This window comes from Mucilaginibacter sp. A5337, from assembly GCF_059690695.1.
The window spans coordinates 398402-420442 of sequence record NZ_JCAWEC010000002.1; the positions used below are offsets into that span (position 1 = coordinate 398402).

Sequence of the window (22041 nt, forward strand, 5' to 3'; positions counted from 1 at the left end):
GATTGTGTAACAAAAAGGGTAATGCACACCAAACCCGAAATTGACTCAAATCGGTACAACCAAATGTTCGTTTTTATTACAATGATTTCTGTTTGTTAAGTCTTGACTGTTGTATATTAGTGAGTTATAAAATTGGAATAGCCTTTGAACTAATATTGCAACTTGGCCGCATACACCTTCCATATCACCCTCTATGATCTTGCGTTTTTGGCTGCGATATTTATCGGCCTTACGCTTAGCCTGCTGTTATGGTTTACCAAAAACATTAACATCACTGCAAACCGTTTTCTTGCCCTTGCTGTGCTAACCATTGTTTTATGGATGGCCTGTGTGTTGGGGGAAAATATCGGCTTGGGTGCCTACTTTCAGTATTGGAGCTGGTTACCGCTTCAATTTTCGTTGGCACTGGGCCCGCTCATCTATTTTTACGTACTTAAGATAACCCGGCCCGCTTACATATTGAGTGGTAGGGATTTGCTGCACTTTATCCCTTTGTTGCTGCAACAGGGCGTTTTTGTATTGGAGATTTGGCAAAGTACCAGCATTGGCGCGGCAACTTTTTATACACCTATTTTTCGGCAAATGGGCCCGGTATTGAATATAGCCGCGTTCATTTCTACGATTGCTTACCTGTATATTTCTTTCAGGCTGATTGAAAACTATTACCGGCAGTTAAAATTCAATAATATAAATGACCGCTATCGCAACCAAATGCGCTGGCTGAGCCGATTGATCAGGGCTTTTAGCCTTTTATGGTTATTATGGCTGCCATATACTGCTGTAGATTATTTTTATTTCCATTACCGTTTAGGTATTGACACTTACTACCCCTTGTATTTGCTGTTAGCCGGAATGATGATTTGGATAGCGGCGACAGTTCATTCAAAACCGGGAACCCCAGTTATGTTGCAGGCCTCTCCGGTTTTCAAAACACCGGTTTCGGCAGAGCTCAGGCAAAAAGGAGCCTGGCTTAGGAAGGCTACAGAGGCCAACAGGTACTATCGGGATGCAGAGCTGAATTTGACCTCACTTGCAGAAAAACTTGGGATTACTGTTCATGAGCTATCCCGGATTATCAATGGGGCACTAAAAAAAAATTTTAACGATTTTATTAATGAATATCGCGTTGCAGATGTAATCCGGAAAATGCAGGACCCTGCTTTCGCCAATTTAACCCTGCTCGGCATTGCATTGGAGTGTGGGTTTAATTCAAAATCAACCTTTAATCGCATTTTTAAACAAATGACAGGCAAAAGCCCTGCGGAATATAAAAACGGCCCCAAAAAAGAGTTCCCAAGTTATAACTTAAGACGACATACGCAGTTTGCAGGGATAATTTCGAAGCATGAAGCCACAACCATGTGGTCTTCCACGAAATTAAACCATAGCTATATGTTTAAAAATTATTTTAAAATCGCGTGGCGTAATATCACCCGTCACCAAAGTTATTCGGCCATTAATGTAGCCGGTCTTGCAGTGGGCGTTGCGGCCTGTTTGCTCATATTTGTAGTTGTTCAATATGAGTTGAGCTTTGATACATATCAACCCGGTTATGAAAGTACCTATCGCATCGTAACAAAAAAGGAGAGGGAAGGTAATATCAGGTATAGTTCCGGGATTTCAACACCTGCTTTAGACGCTTTTCGCCTTTATTTTCCGCACGCTGTTGTTACAGGCATCAATGCCGTTTACGGAAGCCAGATTTTGGCGCCGGCGGCTAATGGTAACCCGGCAGGCGATAAAAAGTTTGTTGAGAACACCGGTATCATGTTTGCCGAGCCCCAGCTTTTTGATATTTTTCAGGCAACCTGGCTCGTCGGCGGTGCATCGGCTTTAAAAGACCCCAATACGGTGGTAATAGATAAGAGCAGTGCCATAAAATATTTTGGCAGTTGGCAATCGGCGTTAGGGAAAATGCTTCGCATGGATAACCTGCTGAAGCTGAGGGTTGCAGGTGTGATAGAGGATGTGCCGCCAAATACCGACCTGCCATTTAAAGTACTTATTTCGTACATCACCTGGAAGCAGAATGCAAAAAGCTATCATTATTCATATACCTGGGATGAAACCAGCAGTGACTGGCAGGTATATATAAAATTTCCTGCGAATGTATTGCAAAGCACCGTAGAAAGTCAAATGCTCAGTTTTTCCCAAAAACAATTTAATAACAATCAACGTACTGCCAGGAAAAGATTTGCTGTAGCACAACCCTTATCAACAATCCACTTTGATACCAGCTTTGGCGGTACATTAGGCGATCACGTAACCAGCAGGGCCACGCTGCGCACCCTGTCGCTGATCGCTGTACTGATCATCATTATGGCATCCATCAACTTTATTAATCTTTCTACTGCTCAATCCGTTGGTCGCTCCAAAGAGGTGGGTATCCGCAAAGTACTGGGCAGTAGCCGTGGGCAATTAATAGGTCTGGTAATGTGCGAGACGGCCATTATCGTATTGTTTTCCGCGGGGCTTGCGATATGTGTGGCCGAAATTGCATTGCCATTACTCAAACATATCGCCAGCGTTCCGGATAGCATTGGTCTGTTCAATCCTGGTACATTGCTTTGCCTGGCTTACGTAATAATTGTCGTGATCCTGCTTTCGGGGATATACCCGGCAATTATCGTATCCGGGTTTAAACCTGTTCAGGCGCTCAAAAACAAAATTAATTCTGCCGCGGTCGGCGGTATATCGCTCCGCCGTGCGCTGGTAATTACCCAGTTTGCTATTTCTCAACTACTGATTATCGGAACGGCTATCGCTATTAAGCAAATGGATTTTGTAAACAGTGCCGACCTTGGATTTAATAAAGAAGCCATATTGGCTGTACCATGCCCTGCCGATAGCGTTGGTTTATCACGATTGAACAGCTTTAAACAGCAAGTGCTGGTATTGCCGGGTGTAAAAGCAGCCAGTTTTTCGGCTGATGCACCATCGTCATCGCATAACAATTCAAGCAATTTCTATTTTAATCATTCAGAAAAAGATCCGGGCTTTGATATCTTCATGAAAATAGCCGATGCAGACTATTTCAAAACGTTTGGTCTCAGGTTTATAGCAGGCAGAGGTTATGCTCCCAGTGATACCGCACGCGAACTGGTGATTAATGAAAACATGGTACACAAACTCGGTATTAAAAACGCCAACGATGTTTTGGGTAAAACCCTTACTTTCGACAGTTACGGAAACCTGCCTATAGTAGGTGTTGTTGCCGACTTCAAAACAAATTCCATGCGTGAGGAGATTAAGCCGCTGGTGATGTATCCCTCAAAACAATCGGAGCAGCAGATAGCGATAAAAATTGAAGGCCGAAACCTTGCAAAAACGGCAGCATTGGTACAAAGTGCCTGGGAAAAAAAGTATCCCGAATATGCTTACACCGGCTTTTTTGTTGACGATAGTATTGCCAAATTTTATGAACAGGAGAATCAGCTCGAACTGATTTATAAAGTATTTGCGCTTATCGCGATTTTTATCTCCTGCCTTGGCTTGTACGGCCTGGTATCATTTATGGCTGTGCAGCGTACCCGGGAGGTGGGCATACGGAAGATTTTAGGCGCATCAACAGGCAGCATCATATATCTGTTTTCGAAGGAGTTTTTAGTGCTCATCGTAGTGGCATTCGTTATTGGGGCGCCTCTTGCATGGTACCTGATGAACGGTTGGCTGCAAACTTTCGCTTATCGTATTTCGCCGGGTGTTTGGGTTTTTGTTGCCGCCATTATAACTTCTCTCCTGATAGGTTGGTTCACCGTAGGTTATAAGGCCCTAAGAGCAGCGTTGGCAAATCCTGTTGATAGTTTACGGAGTGAATGATTGGCTTTTTCCCCGGCCGTCAAACATTTTTAACGGCCTGAATTTAATGATGCTACTATTCTGAGTTTTTTCAAAATAAATTTGCGAAACTGATTGGTTGCGTATATATTTGCAACCAATCAGTTTCTTATTATTAAATAAACCAATCATGAAAAATAAAATCCTCTTTGTTTTATGCCTGTTAACCGGGCTGATGTTCATTAACGCCGGCCTGAATAAATTCCTGAATTATATGCCGATGCCCAAGGATATGCCTCAAAATATGGTGAAAGTAATGCAGGCATATATGGAAATAGGATGGATTATGCCGTTGGTAGGCGTCGCGGAAATCGTCGGTGGCTTGCTGCTGATCTTCGGAAGAACAAGGGCACTTGGTGCTGTTGTGCTCGTTCCTGTTTTAACGGGGATCCTGTTAGCCAATATCAGTATGGCCCCATCAGGTTTACCTATTGCATTGGTATTGACCGCAATTGTTGTTTGGGTAATCATTGATAATTGGGAAAAGTACCTACCCATGATCAGGAAATAATTTTTTTGTTAAAACACCGGTTAACCAAATTTAACCGGTATGTAAAAGCTACCTCATGAGAAGGGACATTTTTCAGGCTGTTGCCGATCCTACACGGAGGGCTATTATTGCCTTAATTGCATTACAGGCCATGACGCCCAATGCTATAGCCGAACATTTTGATACTACCCGGCAGGCGATTTCAAAGCACCTGAAGGTTTTAACCGAATGTGAACTGGTAAAACAGGAGCATCAGGGTCGGGAGATTTATTATCTATTGGAGATTGACAAAATGAAAGAAATAGACAAATGGCTGGAGCAATTCCGCAAGATTTGGGAAACCCGGTTTGTGCAACTCGATAATCTTTTAGCAACCTTAAAAAAGACACATAAATGAAAAACAACCTTTATTTCGACTTCATTGCCGACAAGGTAAAAAATACGCTGACCATTAAGCGTGAGTTTTTGGCTGACAGACCGCTGGTTTGGGACTGTTATACTAAAAGTGAATTGCTCGACCAATGGTTTGCACCTGCACCTTTAACCACTAAAACAAAATCGATGGATTTTAGTGAGGGTGGTCACTGGCACTATGCCATGGTTGAACCCAATGGTACAGAGTACTGGGGTTTAACAGAATATGTTAAAATACAGCCAATTGATTATTATACAGCATTAGATGCTTTTAGTAATGCGGATGGAGAAATTAATAAAGACTTGCCACGTGCCGAGTGGTTGGTGAACTTTACCGATAAAGGAGAAAACGCTTTGGTGGAAACCATTGTTACCTATAAATCGCTTTCGGATTTGGAAACGGTTATCCAGATGGGTATGGAACAAGGCATGATGGCAACCCTCGAAAAATTGGACCAATTATTACTAACCTTAAAAAAATAAAATGAGCAACAAGATCACGGTTATCGCTACGGTAAAAGCCGGTGTAAAAAAAGTTTGGGATTATTATACCAATCCTGAGCATATTACAAAATGGAATTTTGCCGATCCTTCATGGCAATGCCCTTCTGCATCAAATGACATGCGGGTAGGGGGCAAGTATTCGGCAAGGATGGAGGCTAAAGACGGAAGTTTCGGTTTTGACTTCGAAGCAACGTATGATGAAGTTGTCGATGGCGAAAATTTTACCTACACCATGCCAAACGGCAGGCAGGCCTCCGTTGCTTTCAAAGCACATGGCAATCAAACTGAGGTTGAAGTGACGTTCGACCCGGAAGACCAAAATCCACTTGAAATGCAAAAAAACGGCTGGCAGGCTATATTGAACAACTTCAAAAAATATACCGAAGAAAACTAATGAAAAGCTCACCAGGCTTTTTATAAGTTCGTGAGAGCTATGCAACAAGAAGGCCTGATACGGAATGTATCAGGCCTTCTTGTTTGCTATTTCATGTCAGTATTGTTACACGAGGTACACTGGCCGTTTCATAAATTGTACTGGTCAATTATTTTGTATTATGTTGTTTAAAATCAAAGTGCTCTGCTTTAGCATTGTCTTGTCGTTATGTTCAATGCTTTCATTTGCGCAGCAAATAAATTATCCACCTGTTGCCAGGGTAGCAGCTGATTTTAAAAAGCTGCTGGAAAGGCCCCGTGTGCCGTTAAGTCCTTCTTTCACGATAGTTAAAACAGATTCGGTTATTATAGAACATGGTTTTATTTACAGCGAAAAGGATGAACGGGTACCTATCCTGATTTACAAACCGGTTACCGGCACAAAACCGTATCCGGCTGTAATTTTTTTGCATGGCACCGGCGGTAAAAAAGAAGATAACAGAAAGATGCTGTACCAATTGGTTAAAAGAGGAATCATGGGTGTGGCTATTGATGCCCGCTTTCACGGCGAACGCATTGCCGGAGGGGCGCATGGATCAAAGGAATATGTAGCCGCGGTTGCAGCTGCCTGGGAAAATATGGATCAGGCCCATCAAACCCATCCATTTTTGTTTGATACAGCTTTTGATTTGTGGAGGGTAACCGATTACCTGGTAAGCAGGCCCGACATTGACGCCAACCGGCTTGGAATGGGCGGTATATCTATGGGCGGGATGGAAACATGGCTTGCGGCATCGGTAGACAAGCGGATAAAAGCAATTGTACTGGATATTGCGGTGCAAAGCTTCAAATGGTCATTGGATAATGATAAATGGCAGGGACGGGCAGGCACTATCCGGGAGGCTCATCTGCAGGCTGCCAAAGATCTTGGCGATTCGGTTTTAAATAAGTGTAATGTACAAGCCGTATGGGATAAACTATTACCAGGTATCACCGGTGAGTTCGACTGTCCGTCGATGCTGCGATTGATAGCGCCGCGCGCCATGCTGATTTTGGGTACAGAAAATGACCCTAATTGTCCGCTGCCCGGAGCAAATATAGCTTACGCTTCGGCCATACAAGCATATAGATCGAAAGGGGCAACCAATAAGATTATGCGCGATGTAACACCAAAGCTATTTCATACCTCTACACCCGCACATTTTGAAATGACGCTGGACTGGTTTACCAGGTGGCTGTAGTTATAGTATTGTAATTGTTAGCATGAGTAATGAACCCTTTTTTATTCCAAAAAATAAAAATCAACAAAAATTTGCTAAATCGATTTTATTACATAATTTGGTTGCGTAATAACCAATTAACAAATACCGGTCACGTTTTTTAACTCTGAAGCTTTATCTGTCATAAAAAACTTACGTTAAATAAAGTTTTTTCCCGATAATAAATCACAGTTTCGGCCTTCCAGATCTTAAACAACGATACTGGTACTACTATTATGAACGCAACTACGTTTCCAGTATTAAAAAAATATTTAATAACCGTATTTACCGCGGGTTTGTCACTTGGTTCAGCAACATTGCTGAAGGCTCAAAGTGCGGCGTCGTACGTTAATCCGTTTATAGGTGCCAGCACCAGTGCCGATGGGGCAGGCGTTTATCATGGTTTAGGTAAAACTTTTCCGGGGGCAGCTACACCTTATGGTCTGGTGCAGCTTAGTCCTAATACTATAACCGGCGGTGATAACGGTTCCGGTTACAGTTATGAGCATAAAAGCATTGAAGGTTTTGCTTTCACCCAAATGAGCGGCATTGGCTGGTATGGCGATTTAGGAAACTTTTTGGTAATGCCGACAACGGGCACGCTAAAAACAAGTGCCGGTAAAATAGGTACTACCGGATTGGGATACCGTTCGGCTTATGATAAAAGCAGTGAAAAAGCATCTGCAGGTTATTATAGTGTGCAGTTAACCGATAATAATATCAAAGCCGAGGCTACAGCCGCTCCTCACAGCGGTATGCTGCGCTTTACTTTTCCTCAAAATAAACAATCACGTATCCAGGTAGATCTGGCCCGGAGGGTAGGTGGAACTTCAACACTGCAATATGTTAAAGTAGTTGATGATCATACCATTGAGGGCTTTATGAAATGTACGCCGGATGGCGGTGGTTGGGGCAATGGTGATGGCAAGGCCGATTATGCAGTATATTTCTATGCACAATTTAACAAACCACTAAAAAACTACGGCGTTTGGAGTGCCGATATCCCCGACGACTGGAGCCGTAAGCTGGATGATGTAACTAGCGATAAATACCAGGAACGCGTAGCTAAGGCCGAAATATTGAAAGGCGTGAAAGAAAAGCAAGGCAAGCATCTTGGCTTTTATACCGAATTTGCAACTAAGGCCAATGAACAGGTATTGCTTAAATCAGGTATTTCATTTGTGAGCATAGCGGGTGCCAAAGCCAATTTACAAGCCGAAATTAAAGATTGGAATTTCGACGCAGTACATCAAAAAACTATTAACCTGTGGAATAGCGCCTTATCAAAAGTAAGTATCCAGGGTGGTACCGCTGAGCAAAAGACGGTGTTTTATACAGCTCTCTATCACACCATGATCGATCCGCGTATTGTTAGTGATGTTACCGGGCAATATATGGGCGGCGATGGCAAGGTTCATCATACTACAACATTTAAAAAGCGTACTATTTTTAGTGGCTGGGATGTTTTCAGGAGTCAGATGCCTTTACAAACCATTATTAATCCTTCGCTGGTTAACGACCTGGTTAATTCGCTGGTGACACTTGCTAACGAAAAAAATAAAGATTACCTGGAACGCTGGGAGTTATTAAATGCTTATAGCGGTTGTATGCTTGGCAACCCGGCGGTAGCTGTTATGGCCGATGCGTATGCCAAAGGAATTCGCAACTATAATATCCCCGATGCTTATAAATTAGCGGTGAGTACCGTTGAAAAATTTGGTAACGGCGATAAAGGCTTTACTCCTGGCGGCGGTGGCATAAGTTATACGCTTGAGTACGCCTATAACGATTGGTGCGTTGCACAGCTTGCAAAAGCGCTTAATAAAACACAAGATGTGAAAAAATATGGCGAAAGGGGAGAAGCCTTTAAAAACATCTTTGACGCGGATAAAGGTTGGTTCCGCCCAAAAGATAGTACCGGTAACTGGCTGCCATGGCCTGCAGAAGGACGTATTAAACAGTGGTATGGCTGTGTGGAGAGTAACCCTTATCAGCAAGGCTGGTTTGTACCGCAGGATGTTAACGGAATGGCCAAGCTGATGGGCGGGCGCGAAAAAGTAATAGCCGATTTGAACAATCTTTTTGAAAAAACGCCTGATAACATGATGTGGAACGATTATTACAATCATTCCAATGAGCCTGTGCACCACGTTCCATTTTTATATAACAGGTTGGGCGCTCCGTGGCTTACCCAGAAATGGACCCGCGAGATCTGCCGCCGGGCATATAAAAACTCTGTAGAAGGATTGGTGGGCAATGAAGATGTAGGGCAGATGTCGGCATGGTATGTATTGGCAGCCAGTGGTTTGCATCCTGTTTGTCCGGGCGATACCAGGCAAGAGATTACCAGTCCTGTATTCAATAAAGTAACCTTGAGGCTCGACCCAAAGTATGCAAAGGGTAAAATGTTTACCATTATCGCCAATAATAATTCGGCAAAAAACATTTACATACAGGGGGCAAAGCTTAATGGCAAAACCTATAACAAATGCTATATCGATTATAAGGATATCGCTGCAGGCGGCACGCTTGAGTTAAGCATGGGCGCAGCGCCGAATAAAAACTGGGGAATCTGATAATTTAAGAAAAAAAGAAAGGTAAGGGGGGTGATTTTTATGTTTAATTGCTAAATCGATTTTATAAATAATTGATTTTACAACACTAACCAAACATCAAACCAAATTATAAACCAAACCAAATTATGAAAACAAACCTTTTTACCTGTGCTTTTGCGGCTATGGTCTTGCTGGCATCATGCAGCAAACAGGCTGCCGTTAAGTACCCCAAGCCCTTTGTTCGTACTGATTCAATTCAATTGGCCAGCGGATCGCCGGTAAGTTCTTACGGTACTTTTTTTATCACCAATGTTTTGAGCGGAAAAGTTATTGAAATCAATAGCAGCGGCATGCTTAATGACGGTACCGGCGCGCAGCAAAATCAATACTCAGGAAGCGGTACTGCCACAGCGCCTAATCAAAAATGGATAATTGTACAGCAAGGCAGTGGTGCTATAACCAGTACCACTAAATTCAAGATCATGAATGTTGCCAGTGGCAAGTATCTGGAGGTGCCGCTGGCAACAACTAATCCGGGTACAGGATTATGGCAGGATAAGGCTAATACCAATAACGCCCAGCAATGGTATATTCAATCTGTAAGCACCGGTGTATATAAAATTATTAATGTAGGTAATGGCCTGGCTGTTACCAATCACGGTTCATCTACCACTAATGGCACTCCTATAACGCAGGAGACTTTTGTAGCCGGTAATACGGCACAAACCTGGCTGCTTAACGGGCTTGCGGCTGAGGCTTACCGCGATGATGATGTGGTGAACTTTTTTCACCGTACCAATGGCACCGTGGCCTTTGACGAGGGAAAAAGTATCCCGCTTACCTACGGTGCCAATAACGGAAAAGTGCTTTGGATAACCGAAGATGCCTATGAGTCATCGCAACTTCAAAGCAACGGACAGTTATATTGCCAGTTTTTTAAATATCATAATTCGGCCTTGTTGCAGCCGGCCAGCCACAGTTGGGACCAATCTCTAACACCCAATATCACTACCAATAACTCGCCGGTTAACAGTATGGAGATCATCGAAAGCCCCGGCGATCATAATTCAACTTACCGCTGGCCTGGAGCCGGTATTGAGGCAGGCAACCATGTTTACTTATACACATTTGAATCGGCCAACGGATCTACGCCCGAAAACCAGGTACTTTATGATCTTACGCAAAATACAGCAGGACTAAATTGGGGCACAGCGGCCCGTATCACACCTGCGGGCATGTCAGGACAAACAGAAACAGGTTTTTCAAACGGCATGGTTAAAAACGTAAGCAATGATTCTGTATATGTTTACGGAAGCAAGAGCGTGTACTTCAATACATCTAACGTGTTCCTCGCCCGTTTTCCTGTAAGTAATCCTGCTAACTGGTTGTTTTGGACGGGCTCTTCATGGTCGTCAACCCGTACAACTGCCTCAGCTGCAGCTATAACTGTGGGTGCTGGCAATACTACTCAGCAAAATGTGATCATCTCAAAAGTGAATAACAAATACGTGATGATGCAGATGGATCTGGGCTATTTTTGCGACCCGGCAAGTCATAACATTTATATCTCGACAGCCGATAGCCCGAAAGGGCCTTTCACTGCGCCTAAAATGATTTTCACCATTAATGATGTTTATCAGGGGCATTTGGCTAAGTATTATACTCCGGCCATTCACCCGGAATTTGTTAACGGACATAATGAGCTGCTTGTTACCTATTGCCTAAATTATAATGGTGACGGTGGCAGTTGCAGTACAACCACCTGCGTAAACAATAACCAGGATCCTAACTTTTACCAGGTAAAAGCGGTGAGGATTCCGTATAGTTTAGTGGGCCTATAGTTTGAATTTATTTTTTGCTGAACACATTATAATTAACAGTTAATGAAAAAGTTGATTTTATTATTAGTACTAATAGCAGCGCGGGGAGCAGTAATTGCCCAAAATATTGCGCCTTTTCGCGCCGGAGACCGGGTGGTCTTTGTTGGCAACAGCATTACCGACGGGGGGCACTACCATTCATACATCTGGCTCTACTACATGACCCGTTTCCCAAACATGCGGATAACCTGTTACAACGCAGGGATTGGTGGCGACGTAGTTGGTCAAATCAACGATCGTTTTGAAGATGATGTGTTCATTAAAAGACCTAATGTTTTAACACTTACCTGGGGCATGAATGATACAGGGTATTTTGAATGGTACCGTGCCGACGCACAGGAGTTTATGGATAAAAAGATCCAGGGTTCATACGATAATTATGCACTGTTGGAAAACAAACTTAAGCAACATCCGGAGATCCGTAAGATCTTCATCCTCGGTTCGCCTTATGACGAAACCAGCAAGTTCACTACCAAGAATATCTACCCAAAAAAAAGTGCCGCTTTTTCAAAAGTGATAGATTTCCAGCGCGATGCTGCTAAAAAGAATAATTGGGGGTATGTTGATTTTTTTCATCCTATGACCGAGATCAACCTGCACGAACAGGCCAAAGATTCAACATTTAGTTTAACCCCTAATGACAGGGTGCACCCCGATAATGATGGGCACCTGGTAATGGCTTACCTGTTTTTAAAAGCCCAGGGTTTCAGTAATAAAGTGGTGGCCGATGTTGCTGTAGATGCTAAAAGTAAAAAGGCAATTAAAGCGGTTAATTGCAAGATAACCAATGTAGTATCTGCTATGGATTCAGTATCGTTCAATTATCTTGCAAACTCACTGCCTTATCCTATAGATACTATTCCCCGTGGCTGGGGCAACCGCAAAAAGCAAGCTGATGCCCTTAAGGTTATTCCGTTTATCAAAGAGATGAACCAGGAGTTGCTTGCTATTAAAGAGTTAAAACCAGCCAATTATGATGTGCTTATTGATGGCGAAAAAATGGGCAACTGGTCGGCCGACCAATTGAGCGCTGGCATCAACCTTGCCGAGATCACCACCACGCCGCAATATCAGCAGGCTATCCAGATCCGGGAGTTGAATGAGGAACGCTGGGATATTGAAAGGCGCATCCGTATGTACGTTTGGATGCAGTTCGACTTTTTAAAGGGTAAAGGTTTGCTATTCCATGATACCAATGCTGCCATGGATACCATTAGCAAGTATGCCAGAAAAGACATTTTTGTAAACGGCAACAAGGATAATTACACCCGTGCCCGCTACAAAAGCCTGCGCGACGCATGGCAAAAGGAAATGGATGTACTTACCGATCAGATCTACGCTATAAACAAACCACAGAATCATCGTATTACTATCATAGCCTCAAAATAAAATCACTATATACAGATGAACATTAAAAAACTATTATTTATTCCGTTATTTACCTGCCTTGCGGTCTGTTGCTTTAAAGCGAATGCTGCAACGGTTGATACGGTGCTGACCCATAGCGCCGCGATGAACAAGGATATCAAGGCAGTAGTAATTAAGCCTTCCGACTACTCGAATACTAAAAAGTTTCCTGTATTGTATCTGCTGCACGGTTTCAGCGGTAATTATAGTGATTGGATCAAAAAAGTACCGGCAGTTGCCAACCTTGCCGACACCTATCAGTTTATTATAGTTTGTGCCGATGGCGATTTTGCGGGCTGGTATTTTGATAGTCCAACCGTTAAGGAATCACAGTATGAAACCTATGTGGGTACCGAACTCGTAAATTGGGTTGATAAACATTACTCAACTATAACTGATAGGAAGGGGAGGGCCATAACCGGTTTGAGTATGGGGGGGCATGGCGCCTTGTATTTAGCTTTTAAGCATTTAGATAGGTTTGGGGCGGCGGGCAGCATGAGCGGTGCGGTTGATATCAGGCCTTTCCCGGATAGTTTCGGCATTGAACGGGTGCTGGGTAAATACAGCGAACATCCCGACAGATGGGAGCAAAACAGCGTTGTAAACCTGATTTATCTGTTAAAACCAAACTCGCTTGCTATAACATTTGATGTTGGTTATGATGATTTTCTTTACCAGGCCAACCAGGAACTGCATAAAAAGCTGCTTGAGCGCAAGGTGCCCCATGATTATACTGTGAGGCCAGGAGCGCACACTTGGGAGTACTGGGGCAATTCTATCAATTATCAGGCTCTTTTTTTTAGCCGTTTTTTTAACGGGATTAAATAGGGGAGAAAGCATACCTTACAAATACAGCATTTTCAACCGATTGTAAATGTTGTATTTGTTAAAATCTGAGCAAAGAAATTGCGATTTTGAAAAATATTGAAAAATCGAATAAAAAATTTGCTAAATCGTTTTTATGAACTATATTAGTAACAGATTTCGATATCTGAATTATAAACCAATTAATAAACAGTTTTTAAACTTTAGCTCCGCGGGTTAATAATGTAGAATTGCTAAAACGATTTTATATTTTCTCTGTCGATGCCTGATGTTAACTAACCCTATAGTATGAAAAAACTTTACTTCAAGGTTCTTGCTTATTCGGTTTTGGGGGGCTCTATTTTTTTTACCTCGTGTAAAAAGGATGGCTTCCTGGGGCAAACGCAAACATCAAACCTAACCGAAAACACCGTATTTACTGATAGTGCCAATACCGTATCATTTTTAGCCAATATTTACAGCAACGTTGGTTTCAGTGCAGCCGCGGGCAGGTTTACTTACGGGCCGATACTTTCGCCAACCCCTAATGGAGGCCTCGATGCTGCATCCGACGAGGCTGAGGTATCGGCATCAGCGGGTTCAACCGCACTGGCTTTTGAAACCGGTACTATTAACGCTGCGGTAGTTACGGATGATGCTTATAAAAACTGCTACACCAATATCCGGTCGGTAAACCAGTTACTTAAAAACTTGCCCCAGGCACCGATCAATAGCTTCGTTAAAACACAAATGAAGGCAGAGGCCCGGTTTTTACGTGCCTGGTATTATTCCATATTGGTAAAGCATTATGGTGGTGTACATTTATTGGGCGACAGCATCTATACTTATACAGACAAGATCCCGGCCGCCCGTAATACTTATGCGGATTGTGTGAACTATATCCTTGCCGAATGCGATGCAGCCGGGCAAGATCTGCCGACAGTACAATCGGGCGTAAGTTACGGCAGGGCTTCAAAAGGGGCTTGTCTGGCTTTAAAATCAAGGGTGTTGCTTTATGCGGCAAGTCCGTTATTTAATGGTCAGTCCATAGGTGAGGGTAAAACGGTTGGCTTGGCCGGCTATCCGGATAGCGATCCTAAACGGTGGCAACTTGCGGAGCAGGCCGCTGCCGCTGTGATATCAACAGGGATGTATAGTTTGAATGTGGACAATGCCACAGCTCCGGGTTTCGGCTTTCAAAAGCTTTTCACCAAGCGCGTAAATACCGAATACATTTTTCAACTGATGCGCCCAACGGGCAATGTTGACCTTGAAAACTTATGGCAGCCGCCAACCCGTACAGGCAAAAACGGTGCATTCCCTTTGCAGGGCTTGGTTGATGCCTTCCCCATGAGCAACGGCAAGCTGATAACTGATCCCTCATCAGGCTATAATCCCAACGATCCATATGCCAACCGCGACCCACGGTTGAATTACAGCATTATTCATGATCAAACGCCTTTACAAATCAGACTCGCATCAGGTACTTCGCCAATAAACATCTTTGTAGGTAAGTACAACGGAAACACTACCGGACCTGATGCCGTACATGTTGGCACTACTACCGGCTATTACACCAATAAAATGCTTGATCCTGCTGCTGTAGCAAATGATTTTGAGCACCGTACCGATCGTTGTCTGCCGCTGATCCGCTACGCCGAGATCCTGCTCAACTATGCCGAAGCAGCTAATGAATATGAAGGTCCTACGGGAGCGGTTTATTCGGCGGTCGAAGCTATTCGTCAAAGAGCAGGCTTAAATCCTTATCAATTGCCAACCGGATTAAATCAGGCTGAAATGCGTGCGGTTATTCAAAACGAGCGCCGCATTGAACTGGCTTTTGAAGAGCACCGTTTCTGGGATGTGCGTCGCTGGAAGATCGCCGATCAAACAGATAATATAACTACTAAAGGCATGGAGGTTGACCGTGATGGCGCTGCGGTAGCATACAAACAGTTTGATGTGCGCAAACGCAATTTCCGTAAAGCGATGTACCTGTGGCCTTTTCCGCAAAGTGAGGTTGCTAAATCGCCCGAATTGATCCAGAACCCAGGCTATTAATTACCCGACAGCATAAATAATATTGATATGAAATATAATTACAAAGCAAAATGGATTTACCTGGTGCTTGTGGCTGTCGTTATGTTGGCGGCAACATCATGTAAAACCGAAAAGATAGTGCCCGGGAGTGAGGCTCCAAAAGACATCGCAGGTAATTGGCGGGTAATCAGAGCCACCCGAAACGGTACTGATCTGACATCCATTATTGATTTTAGTCAGTTCAGGATCAACTTTACCGATAAAGGCTATACGCTGGTGAACAAGCTGCCCTTCCTGGTAAGCAAGGATGGCGCTTTTGCACTTGATGATCCGAAGTATCCTTACAAGATCACTTTTACGGCAACAGGCGACAAGCCGGTTTCAACTCCTTTTACCTATCCAATTGTAAATGGTAAAAGGCAGCTCAGCATAACCTTTAGCCCCGGCTGCACCAATAATACCTATGTGTACGTGCTTGAAAAAGCCAATTAATAAACCAAAAGTAACAGATAAATTATGAGATCATATTTACTACATATAAAAGGTAAAAATTTGTGGAAGCTGTGCGCTTTGGTTGTGTTGGGCATTGCCCTGGCCTGTTGCGGCGAGCAGATCACCAGCGTCGATCAGCCTGCTACTGCTACCGTAGGCGCTTTAGTGCCTATAACTGTGCATTGCGATATCCCAACAGCGGGCGATGGTGGTCCAGACTACCTGATCTTCGGTTTCCTGGTACCTAAAGGTTGGAAAGCTGCACAAAATACTACCATAACTTATACCAGTAAACAAGGCAATGGCAATATGACACTAATCCCTGACGGTACTTTGCCTAAAAATGGTGGTGGGCTTACCTGGCCGGCTTATATGAAAAAAATGTTCGGCAACGGCGGCAACCTTATTGATGATGTAGAATGGGTGGCTTACCAAACAGATAAAGCCTATAGTCATACCGGCGGAGTTGAGTTTATTGTTGACTTAAATATCAAAACAAAAGTAGGAGCCGATAATAATAACATGCTGGTAAAACTGGGCTATACCATAACAGATAGCGGTAACGGCTTTACGAGCGATGGTAACGGTACTTATTACAGCGTGCTGACCGGTATGAATTGTTTTGAAGTAACCGGCGGCAGCGGCGACCTGGTTGACTTTTGCAACCCGCAACTTACAACCATAGATCCGCCAAAATCACTGGATAACGATTTCGTGACCCTCACCTTTGATGGTACGGTTACCGACACTCATTTAAAGGGAGAAAGCGAAGTTTACCTGTGCGCAACGGCTTATACCAGCGATGGCAAAACCATAAATGTTTGTGAGCAAACCACTAAAACTATGCTCAAGCAAACCACGGCCACCAGTAAAAAGTATCAGCTTACGTTTTGGCCGCGATCATTCTTTAATGTAGGAGATGCACAAACCATTACCAGAATGGAGTACTTCTTGACAGATAAAACCGGTAAAACGAAAGTTGGCTACGGTAATACCGATGCCCCGTTCACTTACACATTTAAATGCGGTTAATCCATAGATAAACAAAACAGCGAATGCATTTAACCAATGTGTATTTGCTAAAACGATATTTAAACCTATTGCCAACAATTTTAAACCTGAAAAATATGGCTTATTGCTACATAAAGAGATGCTTAACAGGTATTACACTGTTGTTACTGATGCTGGCCACGGCCGGTTATGCAGTTGCGCAGCAGGATACTACCGCCATGGTGCCTGCACAACCCGGTCAGGCAAGCGGTATCGTACTTGACGAGTACGGCAACCCGCTGCAGGGTGTTAGGGTAACCAATAAAGGAAATAATAGTACCCAAACTACAGGTAAAGACGGCGCTTTCGCTATTAATGCTACCAAAGGCGATATGTTGGTATTTACCGCCGCAAATTATAACGCCCGCCAGGTTGCTGTGAAAAACACTACAGGTATCAGGGTAAGGCTTTTAGATACTTATATACAGAAGCCCAAAACCATCAATGTACTTTATGATACCGTTAGCACAGCAAAAAGTGTAGGTGCCATATCAACTATTTATACCAATCAGCTAACTACAACACCTTCTACTTTATATACTTACGCCTTACCCGGACAATTGCCAGGTTTATATACCCAACAATATAACGGTTTCGCTGCTCCCCAAACAGGTGTACAGACCGTAAACGATTTTATTGGCGCGGTAGTGCAGCACAATAACTATTCGGCTAATGATAATAGCGAGTTTGGGCTGTTTTTAAGAGGACAGGCGCCGGTAACCATTATTGATGGTGTTCAACGTGAGATAGCTTCGCTTGATCCTGAAAGTATTGAGTCCGTTTCAGTTTTAAAAGATGCGCTTTCAAATATTATGCTGGGTATCAATAGCTCGCGCGGAACATTGCTGATCACCACCAAACGCGGACAAGCCGGTACGCCTCATATTTCGTTCACGGCACAAACCGGTATTCAGCAGCCTTTGGGTTTACCCAACCCGCTGCCCGCTTATCAATATGCTTATTTATATAACGAAGCTTTGCAGAACGATGGTAAGCCTGCTCTTTATAGTGCTGCTGATTTTAATGCTTACCGCAACCATACCGATCTTGTAAGGCATCCGGATATCAACTGGTTCAAAACAATATTGCGCGATAACTCGCCCATGACCAGTTACAAGCTTAATGTAAATGGTGGTACACAAGTAGCGCGTTATAGTGTTTCATTAAATTATCTCGATCAGGCAGGGATGTTCCGCCAGGATCCGTCTGTGCCTTACAACACCAATAACGATCTTAACAGGTATATTATCAACTCCGATCTGGCGGTTAACGTAACAAAAAAGTTTACGGTTGATCTGCAATTGTTTGGCCGCGTTCAGCAAAGCACACAGCCGGGAGCAGGGTATGGAAACATATTGAACACGCTTTATAGCCTGCCAAATAATGCTTATCCATTATACAACCCAAACAAATCATTTGGCGGTACAACTACTTATACCAATAACTTACTTTCACAAACCGAGTTTTCAGGCTATCAGCGTACCAACAGTAATGACGTACTTGCCAACCTCGACCTCAATTATGACCTGAATAGTATTACTCCGGGTTTATCTGCCAAAGCAAAGGGGAATCTTGCTTTTTCATCGCAAAGCTTCTTAAACCGCTCGTTGCAGAACAATGCTTACTCGTTTAATGCGGATAGCTCTTATTCGGCGGTAGGATCATCGGTTGCGCAAAGCAATTCATATAGTACCGTATCGAGCGCCCGCTATTCATTTGCCCAGGCATCGGTTAATTACGACAGGACTTTCGGTAAAAGCAATTTTACAGGTATGGCTTTATATGATGTGCGCTCGGTGGTGTTAAACTATGACCTTTCGCAGGTAACAACGAACCGCGCTCTAAAAGCCGGTTATAACTATGACGGTAAGTACTTTATTGAGGCTGCCGCCAACAGCAGTGGTTATAACCGTTATCCTCCCGGTAACCAGTACGGCTTGTTTTATGCAGGTGGTATCGGCTGGCAAATGGGGAAAGAAGGTTTTATCAAGGATAATTTCAACTGGATTAACTCATGGAAATGGCGCGCAACCTATGGTAAAACAGGTAATAACAATGTAGATAATTTCGGCTATTATAACTTTTTACAAACCTACGGTGCTACAAACGGCTATTCGTATAGTACCGGTACCTCAAAAAGCCCGGTACAAGGATTTTATGAAAATACGCTGGCCAACCCTTACATCCGTTGGGAAAAAGCCCGCAAACTGGATGTAGGTACAGATATTTCACTGTTTAATGATCATTTCAATATTACCGCTGATGTTTACAGGGACAGGTATTACGATCTGCTACAGGTTAGAGGGAATAGTATTGCATTGTTAGGTACTTCATATCCTTACGAAAATTTAGGTATTAATCTTTATAAAGGCGCTGAACTTACTTTAACCTATCAAAATCATATTCAAAACTTTAATTATTTTATCTCAGGTAACGCTTCTATCCAATCGTCAAAAATTATTTTTAGCGATGAGGAACCATATCCTTATCCCTGGATGAGGCATACTGGTCGTTCAACTACAGCTATTTACGGCTACACTGCTATTGGTTATTTCAAAGATGCACAGGATGCAGCAACCAGCGCAACAACTACAGGCTACAGGGCACAGGCGGGTGACGTAAAATATAAAGACCTTAACGGCGATCATATCATTAACCAGTTTGATGTTTCGGCCATTGGCGGTAACCGTCCGTTGGTTTATTATGGATTATCGAGTGGCTTTAACTACAAAGGCTTTAGTCTGAGTTTCCTGTTACAAGGCGTGGCCAACCGCGAGCTGATGTTCAATAATTCGCAGGTGAACGGTTTTGCCGGGGTGGGCTTCCTGGGGCTTACTTACAGTGGCCAGGGATACGAAACCATTTTAGGTCGCTGGACTCCTGAAACCGCCGCAACTGCTACCGCGCCGAGGTTATCACTTGGTAATGCCAATAACACTGCCAATTCAACACTGTATTTACGAAAAGGCAATTATGTGAGGCTTAAAAATGCCGAGATCGGCTATAACCTGCCTTATGAATGGGCGCACAAACTCAGGCTCTCTGGCTTGAGGGTATTTGTAAACGGCGAAAACCTGTATACGCTTTATGGCTATAAAGATTTCGATCCGGAAGTATATGGCACTGCTTACCCGATTCAAAGGGTGATAAATGCCGGTGTTAACATTAAGCTTTGATTTTGGCCATCATAAAATATGACGATCATGAAGAATTTCAACAAAATAATTTTAGCGGCCGCGGGCATCATTTCTGTAATGGCAGGCTGTAAAAAATACGAGCAATTCCCGGTTGATAAGGTGACCATTAACTACGTATTTGATAAAAAGGACTCGCTGGGAACTAATGCTCAGATGTTCCTGTACGGGATTTACGCATCATTACAAAATGGCCATAGCAGGATTGGAGGTGATTACCTTGATGCTGCGAGTGACGATGCCATATCATCGGCTGCAGGCGCGTCAAACGAGGTTACCGTACTGTCAACGGCGGCTTACAACTCTTATACTGTTCCTACTGACGAAAATCTGTGGGCATATTATTACGCCGGTATTCGCAAGGCAAACGAGTTTGTAAATAACATAGATGTAGTGCCGGTAATGGCTAAATACAATGGTTACTCCATGAAATATGTATGGAAAGGCGAAGCCCGTTTTTTAAGGGCGCTGTATTACTTTGAGCTGGTTAAACGCTATGGCGGCGTACCATTATTGGGCAATAAAGTATTTACCATAACCGATGACGTATCCCTGCCCCGAAATTCATTTGACGATTGTATCAAATACATTGTAAGCGAATGCGATGCTATCAAAGACACACTGATGACCGCCCCGCTGAGCAACCCTAATGCCGACTATCACCGCCCAACCAAAGGCGCGGCTATGGCTTTAAAAGCAAAGGTGCTACTGTACGCGGCAAGCCCTTTGTTTAACGGGCAAAATATTGATGTTTCAAATCCGCTGACTGGTTATACCGATTTCAGTGCCGATAGATGGGCGCAGGCCGCCGCTGCTGAAAAAGCAGTAATGGATCTGAATGTTTATTCGTTACTACCCAGTTTCAAAGATGTATTCCTGACCCAGAATAGTTCGGAAAATATCTTTATTCGCCAAACTGATAATTCATCATCGATAGAAACCACCAACGGACCGATAGGCTTTACAGGGGCGGTAGGTAAGGGACAAACCAGTCCAACCCAGCAATTGGTTGATGCCTTCCCGATGCAAAACGGTTTGGCAATTACCGATCCCGCATCAGGTTATAACCCGGACAACCCTTACATAAACCGTGATCCCCGCTTAACATACACTGTGCTTTACAACGGTACAAGATGGCTTAACTCCTATCTGCAATTGTTTGAAGGTGGCATCAGCAAACCTAACGGCTCGTTACAGCAAACCAAAACCGGTTACTATATGCGCAAGTTCATGGGCAACTTCGAAAATACCAATGCCTACGCAGCCCACGTGATCGACTGGCAGATACTCCGTTATGCCGATGTGATTTTAGGTTACGCCGAAGCACTTAACGAATCGGCCGGGGCTACTGCCGATGTGTATAACGCGGTGATCAGCATCAGGAAACGTGGCGGGATTGATGCGGGTACCGGTAATTATGGACTTAAAGCCGGCATGACTAAAGACGAGATGCGCACCATTATTCAAAATGAGCGCCGTGTGGAAATGGCTTTTGAAGAGAACCGCTATTTTGATATCCGCCGCTGGAAAATTGCCGGTACGGTGATGAACCAGGCCCAAAAGGGGATGAGCATTGTGAAGATAGGTTCAAGTCTTACTTACAATGTGGTAACGGCCCTCACTACCAAATTTGAATCGCCCAAGATGTACCTGTACCCGATACCTTATGATGAGGTTTTGAAAAACCCGAATATGAAACAAAATCCAGGATGGTAATCTCAAAACCGAGTCAGTTAAATCAAA

The 22041-nt window shown here is 43.6% G+C and carries 15 protein-coding genes; all 15 read left to right on the top strand.

Annotated features, from left to right (window positions below; translation table 11 throughout):
* Window positions 1-162: 162 nt before the first annotated feature.
* The 15 genes from AC59JO_RS06595 to AC59JO_RS06665 all read left to right on the top strand — a co-directional run bounded on the left by AC59JO_RS06595 (window position 163) and on the right by AC59JO_RS06665 (window position 22014).
* The gene (locus AC59JO_RS06595; RefSeq protein ID WP_497304246.1) at window positions 163-3819 is read left to right on the top strand and encodes an ABC transporter permease; all 3657 of its coding nucleotides are present in this window, start codon (window positions 163-165) and stop codon (window positions 3817-3819) included.
* Between the two features lie 148 nt (window positions 3820-3967).
* Window positions 3968-4348, top strand: a complete 381-nt coding sequence (locus AC59JO_RS06600) for a DoxX family membrane protein (protein ID WP_413668246.1) — start codon at window positions 3968-3970, stop codon at window positions 4346-4348.
* Between the two features lie 55 nt (window positions 4349-4403).
* Window positions 4404-4724, top strand: a complete 321-nt coding sequence (locus tag AC59JO_RS06605; protein WP_413668245.1) for an ArsR/SmtB family transcription factor — start codon at window positions 4404-4406, stop codon at window positions 4722-4724.
* Window positions 4721-5224: an SRPBCC family protein gene (locus AC59JO_RS06610; protein ID WP_497304248.1), complete on the top strand. Its 504-nt coding sequence runs from the start codon at window positions 4721-4723 to the stop codon at window positions 5222-5224. The genes AC59JO_RS06605 and AC59JO_RS06610 overlap by 4 nt, the downstream gene beginning before the upstream one ends.
* A gap of 1 nt (window position 5225) precedes the next feature.
* Window positions 5226-5639 (top strand): SRPBCC family protein, encoded by a 414-nt coding sequence (locus AC59JO_RS06615; protein WP_413668243.1) that lies wholly within the window; start codon window positions 5226-5228, stop codon window positions 5637-5639.
* Window positions 5640-5799: 160 nt separating this feature from the next.
* A complete protein-coding gene (locus AC59JO_RS06620; protein ID WP_497304250.1) occupies window positions 5800-6858 on the top strand; it encodes an alpha/beta fold hydrolase in 1059 nt (352 codons plus the stop codon).
* A gap of 254 nt (window positions 6859-7112) precedes the next feature.
* The gene (locus AC59JO_RS06625) at window positions 7113-9452 is read left to right on the top strand and encodes a GH92 family glycosyl hydrolase (protein ID WP_497304252.1); all 2340 of its coding nucleotides are present in this window, start codon (window positions 7113-7115) and stop codon (window positions 9450-9452) included.
* 125 nt (window positions 9453-9577) lie between these two features.
* Window positions 9578-11272 carry an RICIN domain-containing protein gene (locus AC59JO_RS06630; protein WP_413668240.1) on the top strand — a complete coding sequence of 565 codons (1695 nt, stop codon included), beginning with the start codon at window positions 9578-9580 and terminating at the stop codon, window positions 11270-11272.
* Between the two features lie 42 nt (window positions 11273-11314).
* Complete coding sequence (locus AC59JO_RS06635) at window positions 11315-12700, top strand: SGNH/GDSL hydrolase family protein (RefSeq protein ID WP_497304254.1); 1386 nt, start codon at window positions 11315-11317, stop codon at window positions 12698-12700.
* Window positions 12701-12715: 15 nt separating this feature from the next.
* Window positions 12716-13546, top strand: coding sequence for an alpha/beta hydrolase (locus AC59JO_RS06640; protein ID WP_413668238.1), 831 nt, complete (start codon window positions 12716-12718; stop codon window positions 13544-13546).
* Window positions 13547-13831: 285 nt separating this feature from the next.
* Window positions 13832-15583, top strand: coding sequence for a RagB/SusD family nutrient uptake outer membrane protein (locus AC59JO_RS06645; RefSeq protein ID WP_413668237.1), 1752 nt, complete (start codon window positions 13832-13834; stop codon window positions 15581-15583).
* Window positions 15584-15610: 27 nt separating this feature from the next.
* Window positions 15611-16054: a DUF5004 domain-containing protein gene (locus AC59JO_RS06650; protein WP_413668236.1), complete on the top strand. Its 444-nt coding sequence runs from the start codon at window positions 15611-15613 to the stop codon at window positions 16052-16054.
* Between the two features lie 24 nt (window positions 16055-16078).
* On the top strand, window positions 16079-17086 hold the full coding sequence (locus tag AC59JO_RS06655) for a DUF4961 domain-containing protein (protein ID WP_413668235.1): 1008 nt from the start codon (window positions 16079-16081) through the stop codon (window positions 17084-17086).
* Between the two features lie 95 nt (window positions 17087-17181).
* Window positions 17182-20280 (top strand): SusC/RagA family TonB-linked outer membrane protein, encoded by a 3099-nt coding sequence (locus AC59JO_RS06660; protein ID WP_497304257.1) that lies wholly within the window; start codon window positions 17182-17184, stop codon window positions 20278-20280.
* Window positions 20281-20307: 27 nt separating this feature from the next.
* A complete protein-coding gene (locus tag AC59JO_RS06665) occupies window positions 20308-22014 on the top strand; it encodes a RagB/SusD family nutrient uptake outer membrane protein (RefSeq protein WP_497304259.1) in 1707 nt (568 codons plus the stop codon).
* Window positions 22015-22041: the final 27 nt, after the last annotated feature.